Genomic DNA, 13,775 nt, shown 5'->3' on the forward strand with positions numbered 1-13,775 from the left:
GAATCTATCGAAGGACACGTGCGGACATGAACGTCGAAAAATTCAAGCCGGCGATCGTCTATGCGATTTACATCGCCGCCACGCCCGAGAAGGTGTGGCAGGCACTCACCCAGGCCGAGTTCAGCCGGCAATACTTCTCCGGCCACGCGGTCGAGGTCGATCTGCGGGTCGGCGGCGCCTACATCGTGCGCACGCCTGACGGCGCGCTGCATATCTCGGGCGAAGTGATCGAAATCGATCCGCTGAAGCGGCTGACCGTCACCTTCAACGTCAACTGGCCACAGCTGGTCGAAAAGCTCGGGCCGACACTCGTCACCTACGAGATCGAGCCAGCCGGCGACGGCGTGAAGCTGACCTTGCTGCAATCGCATGACCGCCCGATCAGCGACGACATCCTCGAAGGCGGCCGCACCGGCTGGCCGGCGATCCTCTCCAGCCTGAAGAGCCTGCTGGAAACCGGCAAGGCCATGGTGATCCCGATGCAGCCCCCGCAACGCATGATGGCCGCGCTGAAGGAATTGGGAATCGCGCTGCCGTGAACATACTCCGCCGTCGTCCCGGCGAAGGCCGGGACCCATTATCACCGCCCTAGGTGGTCAGAGTTCGCTGGGGCAACAGCGTCGCGCAACACAAGCATTTGTGGTTATGGGTCCCGGCTTTCGCCGGGACGACGGTGGAGAAATCCATCCAGCATCCGCAGCTCGAGCCGCAACAATCGCTACACGAGCAGGAGAGCAACGACGAGATTGACCACGAACAGCGTCGCATCGATGACGAAAATCCTCAGCATCGGGCCGGTCAGCACGGGCCAATATGCCACCCCGACGCGTCCGCCGCGCATCAGGACCGGAAGGTTGTAGGCGAACTGGCTGAAGTGACACGCGGCAAAGAACAGGAACAGCGCGAGCTGCGCGTCGCCGGCCTGGAAGAATGGCGGCCTCGCCGCGAGGAGATACAGCGACAGCAGCCCGATCGGCAGATTGATCCCGCCGAGGAACGCCACGCTGGCCGACAGGGTTGGCGCGATCGGATTTGCACGCTCCTGCCGCGGCACCAGGATCTTCAGCGTATTGCCCTGGGCAATGCTGAACTGGATGAATGCGCCGCCGAACCAGAGTGCGTTGAGCAGCAGGACGAAATCCGCAAATCGCATGGCTATTTTCCGTAGAACGCTTCGCTGCGCACCACACGGCCGGCATCGTCGAAGTCCATGAACTCGCTGGCGCGCGTGTCGCCCAATTGCCACCACACCGTCAGCCGCGCGATGGTGTCGTCCCAGCTCCAGTTCAGGATCTTCAGGTCTGCGCTCTCGATGCTTCCATAAGCCTGACGCCAGTAGGCGCGAATGTTCTCTGCGCCGGCAACCACTGGGGAATCCGTCAATTTAAGTGCCAGGGGGCTGCGCATCTCGGCGTTTTCGGCGAAGTGCGCGACGACGGCGTCGATATCGACCTTGCACCAGTTGGCGCACCATGCCTCGACAAAGCGTCCGGCCGCCGCCCGATCCATTGCCTGTTCGCCCACGTCTCCACCCTCCTCCGCTGCTTCCGGCAGGAGAGTGACATGGAGCCATCCTCACGTCAACTACGTTGACCTGATGGACGATCAGTGGCTGTCGGCGATGGCCTCCATCACGGCCATCCAGGCGGCGGCGCCAGACTGGCCGACACGGTCGAACGCCTCACGCATCACCTTGCGCTCATAGCCGGATGCGCGCTGCTCGATGCGTTGTCCGGCCGGCGTCAGGCGCAGCAATTTGGAGCGATGCTGCTCCGCCGACCGTTTCGACGTCACGAGTTCACGCTGCAGCAACAGGCCGAGCGGCCGGTTCAAGGCCTGCTTGGAAATGCCGAGAACGTCGATCAACGAGCCGATCGAGATGTCGGGTTGTCGCGCAACGACGTAGAGAATGCGGTGGTGCGGGCGCGACAGGCCAAGCGTGGCAAGATACTGGTCGGCCGACAGCGTCATCCCGCGCCAGCCGTAATACATCAGCTCCAGCGCGGCGTCCAAATCGTGGACCTTCTCGAGCGAGGCGCGATGCAAGCCCGCGGCGCGCGTGGCGGCTTTCTTCATTGGTCCCCCGAACCGAACTTAGCCCAGCGCCCGCAATTCCCTTCGCAGGACTTTTCCCGTCGCCGTCATCGGCAGGCTGTCGGCGAACTGCACGAAGCGCGGATATTCGTGGGCGGCGAGCTGGATCTTGACGAACTCCTGGATCTCGCGCGCCAGTGTGTCGCTCGGCGCGTAGCCCGGGCGAAGCACGATCCAGGCCTTGATCGATTCGGTGCGGATCGGATCGGGGATGCCGACCACCGCAGACATCGCGACGGCCGGATGCTTCATCAGCGTGTGCTCGATCTCGGACGGACCGACGCGATAGCCCGCTGTGGTGATCACGTCATCCTCGCGGCTGACATACCAGAAATAGCCGTCTTCGTCCTGCACGCCGAGATCGCCGGTCAAAAGGAATTCGCCGGCATATTTCTTACGCGTCGCCTCCGGATTGCGCCAGTACTCGATCATGGTGCAGGGGCACGGCTGGCGCACGCCGATGATGCCGCGCTGTCCCCGCGGCAATTCCTCGCCCTTGTCGTTGACGATGCGGACGTCGAAGCCCGGCGTGGCGCGACCCATCGAGCCCGGGCGGATCGGAAACAGGTTGGAGTTGCTGCCGATCACGAGATTGCATTCGGTCTGCCCGAACACCTCGTGGGCATCGATGCCGAAGGTATCGCGCACCCAGCCAAGCAATTCGCCGCCGAGCGACTCGCCGCCGGTGAAGATGCTGCGCAGCTTGACGCCCGAGTTTTTCACATCGGCCTGCCGCATCAGCTTCAGCGCGGTCGGCGGCAGGAACACGTTGCGGATGCCGAGTTCGGCCATCATCTGCATCGCCGCCTGCGGCTCGAACTTGCGGGCGCGGTGACCGACCATCGGGATGCCATGGTACCAGAACGCGAACAGGCCGTTGATCAGGCCGCCAATCCAGGCCCAGTCGGCCGGCGTCCACATCAGATCACCCGGCTTGGGGAGAAAGTTGTGGCACATCTCGACATTGGGCAGATGGCCGAGCACGACGCGATGCGCATGCAGCGCGCCCTTCGGATTGCCTGTTGTGCCCGAGGTGTAGATGATCAGCGCGGGATCGTCGGCCGACGTATCGACGGTGGCAAACTCGGGAGATGCCGACTTGATCGCGCCCCAGAAAGATTTTGTGCCCGCCGGCGTCTTTTCGCCGACGATGTAGACGCTCTTCAGGTCGGGCAGGCGATCGCGGATCTTTGCGACCTTCTGCCAGCCGGCCTCATCGGTGATGATGGCCTTGGCTGCCGAGTTCGAGAGCCGGAATTCCAGCGCATCCTCACCGAACAGCGCGAACAGCGGGATCGAGATCATCGCTGCGCGGAACGCCGCGAGATGCGCGACCGGCAATTCGAGCGATTGCGACAGGAACACTGCAACGCGGTCGCCACGCATCAGGCCGTCAGCGGTCAGCACGTTGGCGAAGCGGCGCGAGGCTTCCGCGACCGCGTCGAACGAGGTGCGCACGGTGCCGCCATCCTCGTCGACATAGACCAGCGCGAGCCGGCCCGTGCCGTCGGCATGACGGTCGCAGCAGGCGGTCGCCATGTTGAAGCGCTCAGGAACGTCCCAGCGGAAGTTGCGATAGAGCTCGTCGTAGGTTTTGGCTTCTTGAAGCATGGCGGCAGATTAGACCATCGCCGTCAGACCACAAACCCTCCTTGAGGAGAAAGCCGTCAGGCTGCCGCCCGCTCCATTGCGACCTCGACCTTGAGGCTTTCGAGGTCGCGATAGATCGACGCGACTGCGAGCACGCGCCCGCCGCGCTTGTAGCGGAGCACGCAATCCCTGCCGGCAATGCTGCCGTCCACCGCGATCTCGTCCCACTGCTCGGCATGGCCGACATAGTTGATCGGCACGTCGTAATGCTGGCTCCAGAAGAACGGCACCGCGTCGAAGACCTCGCGGTGCCCAAGCATATTCCGCGCGGCGGTCTGGCCCTGGCGCTCAGCCACCACCCAGTGCTCGACCCGGATATTCTCGCCGCTGTGCCGATCGGGCCAGCGCGCGATATCGCCGGCCGCGTAGATGCCGGAAACACTGGTCTCGAGATAGGCGTCCACTTTCACGCCGCGATCGATTACGAGCCCAGCCCCTTCCGCCAGCGCCAGCCGCGGCTTCACGCCGACACCGACCACGACGAGATCGGCATCAAGCACGGGCCCGCTCTTCAGGCGGGCGCGCTTGCCGTCGATCGCGGTCACTGTGTCACCGAGGTGGAATACGACGCCATGTTCTTCGTGCAGCGCGCGGACGAAATCGCCCATGTCAGGCCCGAGCACGCGCTCCATCGGCCGCTGTTCCAGCCCGACCACGTGAACCTCGATCTCCCTCGCGCGCAACGAGGCCGCAACCTCGAGCCCGATGAAGCTTGCACCGATCACAATCGCGCGGCGTGCTCCGCTGGCCGAGGCGATGATCGCCCGGCAATCATCGACGGTGCGCAACACATGAACGTGGGGCTGGTCCGCGCCCGGGATCGGCAGCCGTACCGGCTCCGCGCCGGTCGCCAGCAGCAGCCGGTCATACTGAAGCGCTCCGCCGCCGGCGAGCACGACATTGCGGCGGCCGGTGTCGATCGACTTGACCTCGGTCCTGAGTTTCAGATCGATCGCCGCGTCGGTATAGAAACTGTCCGGCTTCAGCGGCAGCCAGTCTTCCGGTGCGCTGCCGGCAAGGAAGTCCTTTGACAGGTTCGGCCGATCCACCGGCGGCGCGGCCTCGCCGCTCAGCATGACGATGCTGCCCCGATAATCCTGCCGTCGCAGCATCTCGGCAGCGGCAAACCCTGCCGCGCCTCCGCCGACAATCACGATCCTGCCGGGCGCATCGACCGGAGCCTTGACGCGGGGTTTCGGCTGCTCGCGCTTCTCCCGCACGATGATGCGATCGCCCTCGCGCTCGACCTTCCAGACGCCGAGCGCGTTGAGGGCAGGCGCGGCGGTCGCTTCACCGGTGCGAACATCAAAACAGGCGTGATGCCAGGGGCAACGGACGGTCTCGCCCTCCACCAGGCCTTCGGCGAGCGGGCCGTGGTAATGGCTGCAATGCGCATCGATGGCGAAGATATCCGCCCCCGAACGCACCAGCAGCACGTCCTCGTCGCCGACATGGCCGAGCAACATCGTGCCCGGGAATTCGGAGAGTGCCACGCCTTGTGTCAAATCCGGACCGGAAGGGGCTTGCTGATCGGCCATATCATTCCTCCATGCCCTGTGACGCTCTAGACCGCCATTCCGAGGAATTCCTGGCGGGTTAGCGCATTGTCGCGAAAGCAACCCAGCATACGGCTGGTCACGAGATCGGTGTCCGGTTTGTGCACGCCACGGGTCGTCATGCAGTGATGCGACGCCTTGATGATGACGCCCACACCCTGAGGCTTCAAGACGGCGTTGATGGTGTTGGCGATTTGGGCCGTCATCTTTTCCTGAATCTGCAAACGCCTGGCATAGATGTCGACCACCCGCGCGAGCTTGCTGATTCCGACCACGCGGCCGTTCGGGATGTAGGCCACCCAGTCCTGACCGATAATCGGCGCCATATGATGCTCGCAATGGCTCTCGAAGCGGATGCCCCGCAGGGCAATCATTTCGTCGTAGCCTTCGATCTCCTCGAAAGTCTTTTCCAGGATCTCCGTGGGGCGCTGATCGTAACCCGCAAAGAATTCCTCGAACGAACGCGTCACCCGCGCCGGAGTTTCAAGCAAACCATCCCGCTCAGGATCGTCACCTGTCCAGCGGATGATGGTGCGGACTGCGGCCTCGACTTCGGCCCGGGTCGGCTTCTCGGATCTGGCTTGAGCAACTCTTGCACGATCCAGCGTATGCACAATCGGGTTCATCGGGGCCTTTCCACCACGGGGTCATCACGAGGTCATGCCCGTCAGATGCTCCGTCAGCAGAAAGGTTCCCGCAATTCGGCCCGCGGCACCTTGCGCCTCAAGCCATGAGGCGAACGGCTAGCCCGTCAGCGCCGCCTTCACCAGGCCGCTGGCCTTGCCGAAATCCATCTGGCCGGCATACTTCGCCTTCAGCGCCCCGATCACCTTGCCCATGTCCTTGATCCCGGCGGCACCGGTCTCGGCGATGATGGCCGAGATCGCGGCCTTCACGTCGTCGTCGGACATCTGCTTCGGCAGATAGGCGGAGATCACCGCGATCTCCTCGCGCTCCTGGGCGGCGAGCTCGGCGCGGCCGCCCTTGTCGTAGAGCTCGACCGACTCCTGGCGCTGCTTGATCATCTTCTGCAACAGGCCGAGCAGGTCGGCGTCCGCAAGCGGCGGCTTGCCCTGCCCGCGCGCGTCGATATCGGCGTTCTTGATGGTCGAATTGACCATGCGCAGCGTGGAGAGCTTGCGCTCGTCCTTTGCCTTCATCGCTTCCTTGACCGCAGTATTGATGTCGTCGCGCAGCATCCTGGTGTCCTTAAACTGGCAATTCCCTCATGTAGGCAGTTTGCAGCTGCCGAACAACCTAGTTGCGCAACCATTCGACCAGCGCGTCGGCGCAGGCCTGCGGCTGCTCCAACTGCGGAAGATGACCGCAATTGGCGAGCACGACGAGCTTGGCCCCGGGAATGCCGTTGGCCATCTCGTCCGACAGCGCGTTCGGAACGGTGTTGTCGGTGTCCGATGTCAGCACCAGGGTCGGGCACTTGATCCAGGCCATGCTCGGCCGCGAATCCGGCCGGCCGAGCACCGCGTTTTGCTGGCGGATGAAGGCCTCGGCGCCGACGTCCTCGCTCATGTCATTTACAATCTGGCGGAGGTTTGCGTCGCCCTGCCGCAACGGGTGCACGAAGCCGGGAAACAGCTCGTCGACCACGCTCCGGTACTGACCGTTTTTGGCACGCTCGATCATGCCGCGGCGGCGGGCGGTTGCTTCCGGCGTGTCGGCGCGCGCCTGGGTGCTCATCAGCGCCAGTTTCGCCACCCGCTCCGGCGCCTGCCGCATGATCTCGAAGGCGATGTAGCCGCCCATCGAGTGCCCGGCGAGCGCGAAGCGCGGCGGCGCCTCGGCCAGGATGCGGCGGGCGATCGCCCCCATATTGTCGTCCCTGACGTGGTTGGCGACCGTGACCGGCCCGAACCGCCACAGCGCCGGGATAACCGGGGCAAAAATCCGCGGCGAGCAGATGAGGCCGGGGACGAGCAGGATCGGCATCGTGTTGTCCATGCGGGGCTCCGGACTGGGTTATTTTCGGCAAGCAAACGGCCGGTTCAGGGAACTTTAGATTAAAAGGCCGTTCCGGCCTGTCAAATCGACCGGGATTGCCGTGTGAATCCGCGCCGTTTCGCTTTGACGCCGCAGGGTGCGGCGACTATTTAAAGGGCTCATGACACCCCCTGAAAACGCTCCCGCCTGGCCGGACCATAAACCGACCGCGCTCCTTGTGCTCGCCGATGGCACCGTGCTGGAAGGTTTTGGCCTCGGCGCGGAAGGCCACGCCGTTGGCGAAGTCTGCTTCAACACCGCGATGACCGGCTATGAGGAGATCCTCACCGATCCGTCCTATGCCGGCCAGATCATCACCTTCACCTTCCCGCATATCGGCAATGTCGGTACCAACGAGGAAGACATCGAGACGGTGAACATGGCCGCGACGCCCGGCGCGCGCGGCGTGATCCTGCGCTCGGCGATCACGGATCCTTCGAACTACCGCGCCACCCGCCACCTCGACCAGTGGTTGAAGGCCCGCGGCATCATCGGCCTCTCCGGCATCGACACCCGCGCGCTGACCGCGCTGATCCGCTCCAAGGGCATGCCCAATGCCGTGATCGCGCATGCGAAGAGCGGCGAATTCGACCTGCACGGCCTGAAGGAAGAGGCCCGCGAATGGCCTGGCCTCGAGGGCATGGACCTGGTGCCGATGGTCACCTCCGGCCAGCGCTTCACCTGGGATGAAACGCCCTGGGAGTGGGGTAAAGGCTTCGGCCAGCAGACCGCTCCGGAATTCAATGTGGTCGCGATCGACTACGGCATCAAGCGCAACATCCTGCGCCTGCTCGCCGGCGTCGGCTGCAAGGTCACCGTGGTGCCGGCGACGACCACAGCCGAGGACATCCTGGCGATGAAGCCGGACGGCGTGTTCCTGTCGAACGGCCCCGGCGATCCGGCCGCGACCGGCAAATATGCGGTGCCGGTGATCCAGAAAGTGATCAATTCGGGCACACCGACCTTCGGCATCTGCCTCGGCCATCAGATGCTCGGCCTCGCCGTCGGCGCCAAGACCATGAAGATGCATCAGGGCCATCATGGCGCCAACCACCCGGTCAAGGACGAGACCACCGGCAAGGTCGAGATCACCTCGATGAACCACGGCTTCGCGGTGGACCAGGCGACGCTGCCGAAGGGCGCGACCCAAACCCATATCTCGCTGTTCGATGGCTCCAATTGCGGCATCGCGCTCGACGGCAAACCGGTGTTCTCGGTGCAGTACCACCCCGAGGCCTCCCCAGGCCCGCGCGACTCGCACTATCTGTTCCAGCGGTTTGCCGATCTGATGCGGCAGAACAAGCGCGCGGCGTAAGGTACTCTGCAGGCCATCTCCAAGATCGTCATGCCCGGGCTTGTCCCGGGCATCTACGTTTTTGGCGCCCAAGACGCGGATGGCCGGGACGAGCCCGGCCATGACGACGTGCTATGTTGCTTAGCGCCTTGGCAGGATGGCGCGTTGTTTATGACCAACCACGATCAAATCACGGGAAATGCCGACATGACCGACAGCGCCGCCCCGAAGCCCGAATACGGCGTCTCCTCGCTGGAGGTGATGGCGTCGATGTCCGGGCTCGACTTCGTGCGCGGCATCTTCGCCCGCACCCTGCCGGAGCCGCCGATCATGGAGAACGTCGAGCCGTTCGACTGCACCGCCGAGACCGGCCATGTCGTGATCCACAGCGTGCCGGGCCTGCGCCACTACAACCCGATCGGCTCGGTACATGGCGGCTACGCCGCGATCCTGCTGGATTCCGCGATGGGGCTCGCGGTGCAGAGCACGCTGCCGAAGGGTTTTGGCTACACCACGCTGGAGTTCAAGATCTCCTTTGTCCGCGGCATGAGCCAGGACACCGGGACGATCCGCACCGAGGGCCAGGTGCTCAATGCCGGCCGCCGCGTCGCAACTGCTGAAGCGCGCATCACCGACGACAGGGGCAAGCTGATCGCGCATGCCACGACAACCTGCCTGGTGTTCGAACTTCCCAAAAATAGCTGAAGGCAATCGCGTCTTGCCGTAAGGTCTTGGCGCATTGGAGGCATGACGAACAGCGCTGGATTGGCACCGGCGTTCTGTGATTGAGTTTCCGTCTCCGAGATCAGGCAAACCTGATCCGGCCAGAAAAGGGAAACGCCCGATGATGTCAGCCAGTTCAGACATGACCATCCGCGACATCCGTGTGACGATGCTGCGGCTCCCCTGGGCCGATGATCGCTGGCTGAAGGGCGCAGCGCTGGGCGAGACGCGCGACATTCTGATCTGCGAGGTCGAGACCGCGGGCGGCATCACCGGCATGGGCTATCTGTTCGTGTTCCGCCCGGCGATGAAGTCGATCGCGGCCTGTTTGGACGAGTGCATCATCCCGCGCGTGAAGGGCAAGGACGCCACCGCGATCGAGGCGATCTGGCGCGACCTGTGGACGGCGACGATGACCTATGGCCGCGGCGGCATCGCCGCGATGGCGATGTCGGCGCTCGACATCGCGCTGTGGGATGCAGTGGGGAAACGCGCCGGCCTGCCGCTGCACCGGCTGTGGGGGCATTATCGCTCCGAAATCCCGATCTACGGCTCCGGCTGCTTCCGTGGCGCCGGCGGCGACGGCATGATCGAGAAGGCGCTGCATTTCGTGAAGCAGGGCTACAAGGCGATCAAGATGCAGGTCGCGCATGTTCACACGCCCGCGCAAGACCTCGACAATGTGCGCCGCATGCGTGAGGCGCTCGGGCCCGACATCGACATCATGATCGATGTCAACATGGGCTGGAGCGCCGATGTCGCCATCGAGATGGGACGCAAGTTCGAGAAGTACGATATCTACTGGCTCGAGGAGCCGGTGCCGGCGGACGATTTCGCCGGCTATCAGCGTATCGCGGCGGCACTCGACATGCGCGTCGTCGGCGGCGAGACCCATTTCACGCGCTACGATCTGCGGCCGTTCTTTCACAATCCTTGCCTGCCGATCCTGCAGCCCGACCCGATGCGTGGCGGCATGACGGACCTGCGCAAGATCGCAACGCTCGCGGATACGTTCGGCATCACCATCGCGCCGCATCTGTTTCCCGAACTCAATGTGCACCTGCTGGCTTCGATTCCGAACGGCATCTGGTGCGAGAACATGGCACTGATCGACGACCTCTGGGTTGATCCGCCGGAGATTGCCAATGGCATGATCACGGCGCCGGAACGGCCGGGGCACGGGCTCAGATTCAAGGACGAGGTCCTGAAGTTCAAAATCTAGCGGGAACAGTTTCCGGACCGACGGTTTGGTTGGTCCGGAGACCACGGTCCCTCGAAACGACGGAGAGCCACCATGTCGGTCGTCAGGTCCGATGCCGAACCCCTGACCTTTGTCTTTCAGGACGACGGGCTGGTGCCGAACAATCCGATGCCGTTCCTGGTCTACGAGGGCGCAGTCGACGTCAGCAAAAATCCCGAAGCCACGATCGAGCAGCTGTTCGGCGGCAACGGCTGGGGCGCGATGTGGCGGAACGGCGTCTACGACTTCGCGCATTACCACGCCACCGTGCACGAGGTGCTGGGCGTCGCCCGCGGCAGCGCGCGCGTGCAATTCGGCGGCGCGCACGGGCGAGCGCTGGAGATCGCCGCCGGCGACGTCGCGATCCTGCCGGCCGGCACCGGGCATCAATGCCTGGCGGCGAGCGACGATTTCAGCGTCGTCGGCGCCTACCCGCCGGGCCCGCCGATGGATCTGCAGCGGCCGACGCCGGAGAGCCACGCCAAGGCACTGAAGACGATCCCGCTCGTGGCGACCCCCGCGACCGATCCGGTGATGGGCAAGAACGGGCCGCTGGTGCGGCTGTGGAAGCAGTAGGATGATTGTCGAACAGGCTGCTCTTCCCTTCTCCCCCTTGGAGAAGGTGACGGGATACAGGCAACTTAAATTGATAATCGGAATTGCATAGCCCAATCTTTATGCGTGCGACGTTTTTGCGCGCTCAACGGTTTCCCGAAACGGGGCCGCTGACCATTCGGCCTGTCGCCATATTGAGCGCTACTCGCTCCCGCTTCCTGCCCATGCTAGAGTGCCACGCGTGGAGGTAGTGCAGGCCCTCTTCAACGTTAAGCCTGCTGGCATCACTTTTCCAAGAACCTTGATTTAAATCAGCATGAGCCGCGGCGATTTATGGCGCCAATGACACGTCAAGACACGCGATTCATCTGCGGGAGTTACAGACTTCCGCGTCCACTGCCGCATTTCTTGCAGGAGCAATGGAGGTCATACGCATCACCTGACGGCATCAGATGCTCCGCGCTTCCCACAAGCAACCACAACAGACATCAGAAGAGGAGAATTCGACATGTTTCGAGGAATTCTGACGCTGTCATTGTCTCTCTGCATCGGCGCGGCTGCCGCGCCTGCAGCGCTGGCCCAGACGGCCCCGGCAATCAACGAGCAGGAGGCGCACGCGATCGCGGTGGACGCCTATATTTACTTCTACCCGCTCCTGACGATGGACATCACGCGAAAGCAGTTCACCAACGTCGAGCCCGGCAAAGACAGCTTCAAGGGCCCAATGAACACCTTCGTCAACGTGCCCGAATACCCACCGGCGAATTTCAAGGGCGTGGTGCGGTCCAACTTCGATACGCTCTATTCCGTTTCATGGCTGGACATGACCAAGGAGCCGATTGTCGTCTCCGTTCCCGATACCGATGGACGCTTCTATTTGCTGCCCATGCTGGACATGTGGTCGGATGTGTTCGCCTCGCCCGGCTGGCGCACCACGGGTACCAAAGCGGGGACTTTTCTGGTGACGGCCCCGGGCTGGCGGCCCGATCTGCGCGACAGGTTTGCGGAGGAGTTCAAGCTTCCGAAGGACACCCAGCGCATCGACGCGCCGACGCCTTACGTCTGGGTCATCGGCCGCACCAAGACGGACGGCCCGCCGGACTATGATGCGGTCCACAAGATCCAGGCCGGTTACAAGGTCACGCCTCTTTCCGAGTTCGGCAAAACGCCGAAGCCGATCGAGGTCAGGATCGATCCCGGCGTCGATATGAAGACGGCGCCGAAGCTGCAGGTCGACACAATGTCGGCCGGCGTCTACTTCGCGCAGGCCGCCGAGTTGCTCAAACTTCACCCGCCGCACATCACCGATGAGCCGATCATCGCGCAGATGAAGAAGATCGGCATCGAGCCGGGCAAGAGCTTTGAAATCAGCAAGCTCGACCAGGTCCTGCAACGGGCACTGGAGACAGCGCCGCAGGACGGGCAGAAGCTGATGGCGTGGAAGGTGCCGACGCTGGCGCGCGTTGTGAACGGCTGGTCGATGAACACCGACACGATGGGTGTTTACGGCAACTACTACTTGAAGCGTGCTATCGTCGCGCAGGTCGGGCTAGGCGCCAACCTGCCGGAGGACGCTATTTATCCGCTCAATCTCGCCGACAGTACCGGCAAACCGCTCGACGGCGCCAACAAGTATACGATCACGTTCGAGAAGGGCGCCACCCCGCCGGTCAATGCCTTCTGGTCGATCACGCTCTACGACCAGGACGGATTCCAGGTCGGCAACCCGCTGAACCGGTTCGCGGTCAGCAGTTGGATGCCGTTCAAATCCAACCCGGACGGTTCGCTCGAACTTTACTTCCAGAACGAGAGTCCGGGCGCGGACAAGGAAGCCAACTGGCTTCCGGCGCCGAAAGGAGCCTTCAATCTGACCATGCGCCTCTACGGTCCGAAATCGGAGGCGCTGACCGGAAAGTGGAATCCTCCGCCGATCGAGAGATCGCAGACGACGGTGGGTCTATCGGCTCAGTAAGCTTCAACCGCACTGACCGCTGCCGAGCGGCAAGACGGCGAGTTTAGCGAAGCAATCCGGAGCAAAACAGCTCTGGATTGCTTCCTCGCGGGTGTGGGCGCGCAGCTTACGCCGCGTTGCTGCCTTCCTGGCGGCTGGCCTCGAACAGGAACCAGGTGCGCCGCTCGGTTTCGTCGATAAAGGTTTCGAGCAGGCCGGCGGTGCCGGAATCCTCGTGGTCGTCGGCGATCTTGTGCGCCTTGCGCATCGCTGCCGCCATATGCTTGTTGTCCTCCATCAACTCGCGCAGCATCTCGCGCGGCGGCACATAATCCTCGTCATTGTCCTTGACGGTCTGGTGCCTGGCGATGTCGCCGATCGACCTCAACGTCGCGCCGCCGAGCTTGCGCACCCGCTCGGCGAGCTGGTCGGTGGTGGCGAAGATCGCATCCGACCGCTCGTCCAGCAACAGATGGTAATCATGGAAATGCCGGCCGCTGACGTGCCAGTGGAAATTCTTGGTCTTGAGGTAAAGCGCGAAGGCGTCCGCCAGCAGCGTATTGAGCGAGGCCGAGATCGTGTCCACCGCAGCCTGCGGCAGGTCGCTCGGCGTGTCGAGGTCGGGGGAGATCTTGTCAGTCTTGGCTTTGCTCACGTTGGACCTTCCTGTTAGGAACCCGTATTTCGGCGCATTGAACATTGGCCGCCGGACCG

The 13,775-nt window shown here is 63.4% G+C and carries 15 protein-coding genes; 6 read left to right on the forward strand and 9 right to left on the reverse strand.

The window, feature by feature from the left end:
- The first annotated feature begins 26 nt into the window (after positions 1–26).
- Positions 27–539 (forward strand): SRPBCC family protein, encoded by a 513-nt coding sequence (locus WDM24_RS33720; RefSeq protein ID WP_338828847.1) that lies wholly within the window; start codon positions 27–29, stop codon positions 537–539.
- A gap of 179 nt (positions 540–718) precedes the next feature.
- Here the strand turns inward: WDM24_RS33720 and WDM24_RS33725 are convergent, their stop codons facing one another.
- The 8 genes from WDM24_RS33725 to WDM24_RS33760 form a co-directional block, all read right to left on the reverse strand.
- Positions 719–1,153 (reverse strand): hypothetical protein, encoded by a 435-nt coding sequence (locus WDM24_RS33725; protein WP_338828848.1) that lies wholly within the window; start codon positions 1,151–1,153, stop codon positions 719–721.
- Between the two features lie 2 nt (positions 1,154–1,155).
- Complete coding sequence (locus WDM24_RS33730) at positions 1,156–1,509, reverse strand: nuclear transport factor 2 family protein (protein WP_338832498.1); 354 nt, start codon at positions 1,507–1,509, stop codon at positions 1,156–1,158.
- 96 nt (positions 1,510–1,605) lie between these two features.
- Complete coding sequence (locus WDM24_RS33735; protein WP_338828849.1) at positions 1,606–2,076, reverse strand: MarR family winged helix-turn-helix transcriptional regulator; 471 nt, start codon at positions 2,074–2,076, stop codon at positions 1,606–1,608.
- Between the two features lie 18 nt (positions 2,077–2,094).
- Positions 2,095–3,705, reverse strand: coding sequence for an acyl-CoA synthetase (locus tag WDM24_RS33740; protein ID WP_338828850.1), 1,611 nt, complete (start codon positions 3,703–3,705; stop codon positions 2,095–2,097).
- A 56-nt stretch (positions 3,706–3,761) separates the two neighbouring features.
- Complete coding sequence (locus tag WDM24_RS33745) at positions 3,762–5,282, reverse strand: FAD-dependent oxidoreductase (protein ID WP_338828851.1); 1,521 nt, start codon at positions 5,280–5,282, stop codon at positions 3,762–3,764.
- 26 nt (positions 5,283–5,308) lie between these two features.
- A complete protein-coding gene (gene folE / locus WDM24_RS33750; protein WP_338828852.1) occupies positions 5,309–5,926 on the reverse strand; it encodes a GTP cyclohydrolase I FolE in 618 nt (205 codons plus the stop codon).
- A 117-nt stretch (positions 5,927–6,043) separates the two neighbouring features.
- Positions 6,044–6,499 carry a GatB/YqeY domain-containing protein gene (locus WDM24_RS33755; RefSeq protein ID WP_338828853.1) on the reverse strand — a complete coding sequence of 152 codons (456 nt, stop codon included), beginning with the start codon at positions 6,497–6,499 and terminating at the stop codon, positions 6,044–6,046.
- A 58-nt stretch (positions 6,500–6,557) separates the two neighbouring features.
- Positions 6,558–7,259 (reverse strand): alpha/beta hydrolase, encoded by a 702-nt coding sequence (locus WDM24_RS33760; protein WP_338828854.1) that lies wholly within the window; start codon positions 7,257–7,259, stop codon positions 6,558–6,560.
- A gap of 160 nt (positions 7,260–7,419) precedes the next feature.
- On the opposite strand from WDM24_RS33760, the gene carA reads away from it, so the two are divergent.
- The 5 genes from carA (at position 7,420) to WDM24_RS33785 (ending at position 13,082) form a co-directional block, all read left to right on the forward strand.
- Complete coding sequence (gene carA / locus WDM24_RS33765; RefSeq protein ID WP_338828855.1) at positions 7,420–8,613, forward strand: glutamine-hydrolyzing carbamoyl-phosphate synthase small subunit; 1,194 nt, start codon at positions 7,420–7,422, stop codon at positions 8,611–8,613.
- A gap of 186 nt (positions 8,614–8,799) precedes the next feature.
- On the forward strand, positions 8,800–9,297 hold the full coding sequence (locus WDM24_RS33770) for a PaaI family thioesterase (protein ID WP_166303711.1): 498 nt from the start codon (positions 8,800–8,802) through the stop codon (positions 9,295–9,297).
- Positions 9,298–9,436: 139 nt separating this feature from the next.
- Complete coding sequence (locus WDM24_RS33775) at positions 9,437–10,537, forward strand: mandelate racemase/muconate lactonizing enzyme family protein (protein WP_338828856.1); 1,101 nt, start codon at positions 9,437–9,439, stop codon at positions 10,535–10,537.
- A gap of 72 nt (positions 10,538–10,609) precedes the next feature.
- Entirely contained in the window at positions 10,610–11,131 is a 522-nt protein-coding gene (locus WDM24_RS33780; protein WP_338828857.1) for a cupin domain-containing protein, read from the forward strand.
- A gap of 487 nt (positions 11,132–11,618) precedes the next feature.
- Positions 11,619–13,082, forward strand: a complete 1,464-nt coding sequence (locus WDM24_RS33785) for a DUF1254 domain-containing protein (RefSeq protein WP_338828858.1) — start codon at positions 11,619–11,621, stop codon at positions 13,080–13,082.
- A 106-nt stretch (positions 13,083–13,188) separates the two neighbouring features.
- Here WDM24_RS33785 and WDM24_RS33790 read toward each other — a convergent pair whose 3' ends face one another.
- Positions 13,189–13,716 (reverse strand): DNA starvation/stationary phase protection protein, encoded by a 528-nt coding sequence (locus WDM24_RS33790; protein WP_338828859.1) that lies wholly within the window; start codon positions 13,714–13,716, stop codon positions 13,189–13,191.
- Positions 13,717–13,775 lie beyond the last annotated feature (59 nt).

This window comes from Bradyrhizobium sp. 27S5 (assembly GCF_037217225.1).
In the GTDB taxonomy this organism is placed as follows: Bacteria; Pseudomonadota; Alphaproteobacteria; order Rhizobiales; family Xanthobacteraceae; genus Bradyrhizobium; species Bradyrhizobium septentrionale.

What these genes read in the sequence shown, in the direction of transcription:
- WDM24_RS33735 (WP_338828849.1), bottom strand. Translation starts at nt 2,076, where the DNA reads ATGAAGAAAGCCGCCACGCGCGCCGCGGGCTTGCATCGCGCCTCGCTC.
- WDM24_RS33720 (WP_338828847.1), top strand. Translation starts at nt 27, where the DNA reads ATGAACGTCGAAAAATTCAAGCCGGCGATCGTCTATGCGATTTACATC.
- WDM24_RS33760 (WP_338828854.1), bottom strand. Translation starts at nt 7,259, where the DNA reads ATGGACAACACGATGCCGATCCTGCTCGTCCCCGGCCTCATCTGCTCG.
- WDM24_RS33780 (WP_338828857.1), top strand. Translation starts at nt 10,610, where the DNA reads ATGTCGGTCGTCAGGTCCGATGCCGAACCCCTGACCTTTGTCTTTCAG.
- WDM24_RS33785 (WP_338828858.1), top strand. Translation starts at nt 11,619, where the DNA reads ATGTTTCGAGGAATTCTGACGCTGTCATTGTCTCTCTGCATCGGCGCG.
- WDM24_RS33740 (WP_338828850.1), bottom strand. Translation starts at nt 3,705, where the DNA reads ATGCTTCAAGAAGCCAAAACCTACGACGAGCTCTATCGCAACTTCCGC.
- WDM24_RS33725 (WP_338828848.1), bottom strand. Translation starts at nt 1,153, where the DNA reads ATGCGATTTGCGGATTTCGTCCTGCTGCTCAACGCACTCTGGTTCGGC.
- WDM24_RS33770 (WP_166303711.1), top strand. Translation starts at nt 8,800, where the DNA reads ATGACCGACAGCGCCGCCCCGAAGCCCGAATACGGCGTCTCCTCGCTG.
- WDM24_RS33755 (WP_338828853.1), bottom strand. Translation starts at nt 6,499, where the DNA reads ATGCTGCGCGACGACATCAATACTGCGGTCAAGGAAGCGATGAAGGCA.
- carA (WP_338828855.1), top strand. Translation starts at nt 7,420, where the DNA reads ATGACACCCCCTGAAAACGCTCCCGCCTGGCCGGACCATAAACCGACC.
- WDM24_RS33730 (WP_338832498.1), bottom strand. Translation starts at nt 1,509, where the DNA reads ATGGATCGGGCGGCGGCCGGACGCTTTGTCGAGGCATGGTGCGCCAAC.
- folE (WP_338828852.1), bottom strand. Translation starts at nt 5,926, where the DNA reads ATGAACCCGATTGTGCATACGCTGGATCGTGCAAGAGTTGCTCAAGCC.
- WDM24_RS33775 (WP_338828856.1), top strand. Translation starts at nt 9,437, where the DNA reads ATGATGTCAGCCAGTTCAGACATGACCATCCGCGACATCCGTGTGACG.
- WDM24_RS33745 (WP_338828851.1), bottom strand. Translation starts at nt 5,282, where the DNA reads ATGGCCGATCAGCAAGCCCCTTCCGGTCCGGATTTGACACAAGGCGTG.